Source organism: Komagataeibacter kakiaceti JCM 25156 (genome assembly GCF_000613305.1).
This window is the reverse complement of the sequence record NZ_BAIO01000768.1, coordinates 1-826: the sequence shown is the minus strand read 5'-3', so window position 1 is coordinate 826 and position 826 is coordinate 1. Positions and strand designations below refer to the sequence as shown.

At 66.3% G+C, this 826-nt stretch carries 1 protein-coding gene; it reads left to right on the top strand.

Annotated elements, in window-relative coordinates; translation table 11 throughout:
• The coding region (locus JCM25156_RS18750) for a heme lyase CcmF/NrfE family subunit (RefSeq protein WP_025814360.1) at window positions 1-826 on the top strand (826 nt) is incomplete at both ends.

Genomic DNA, 826 nt, shown 5'->3' with positions numbered 1-826 from the left:
TGGACGCGGCATGGGGCCGGTGGGTGCGGCCATGGGCGGTGGCGGCGTGGTGCTTCCTGACCTGCGGCATCGCCATGGGGTCGTGGTGGTCGTACTACGTGCTGGGCTGGGGCGGCTACTGGTTCTGGGATCCGGTGGAAAACGCCTCCCTCATCCCGTGGCTGACGGGAACGGCGCTGGTGCATTCCGCCATCGTGGTGGAAAAGCGCGAGGCGCTGAAGATCTGGACCGTGCTGCTGGCCATCGGCACTTTCTCGTTCTCGCTTTCCGGCACCTTCCTGGTGCGTTCGGGCATTCTCAATTCCGTGCATGCCTTTGCCAACGACCCCGCGCGCGGCGTGTTCATACTGGGGCTGCTGGCGGTGGTGATTGGCGGCTCGCTGCTGCTGTTCGCCATCCGCGCGCCACAGCTCACCACCGGCGGCCTGTTCGCCCCCCTCTCGCGGGAGGGGCTGCTGGTGCTCAACAACATCCTGCTGTGTTCCATCTGCGCGGTGGTGCTGACGGGCACGATGTATCCGCCCTTCATGTCGCTGCTGTTCGGCAGGACCATTTCCGTCGGCAAGCCTTTCTTTGACGCCACGACCATTCCGCTGGCCATCCCGCTCATGGTGTTCATGGGGTTTGGCCCGATGGTGCCGTGGAAACGCGCACAGATGTGGCCGGTACTGCGCCGCCTGTGGTGGGCGGCGTGCCTGTCGCTGCTGGCGCTGGCCGTCGCCACCTTCCGTATGCGTGAAGTCCTGCCGGCGCTGGCCAGTGCCGGTGCGGTCTGGGTGATCGCGAGCAGCGTGGCCGATATTGTCGACCGGCTGCGCCTGTTCCG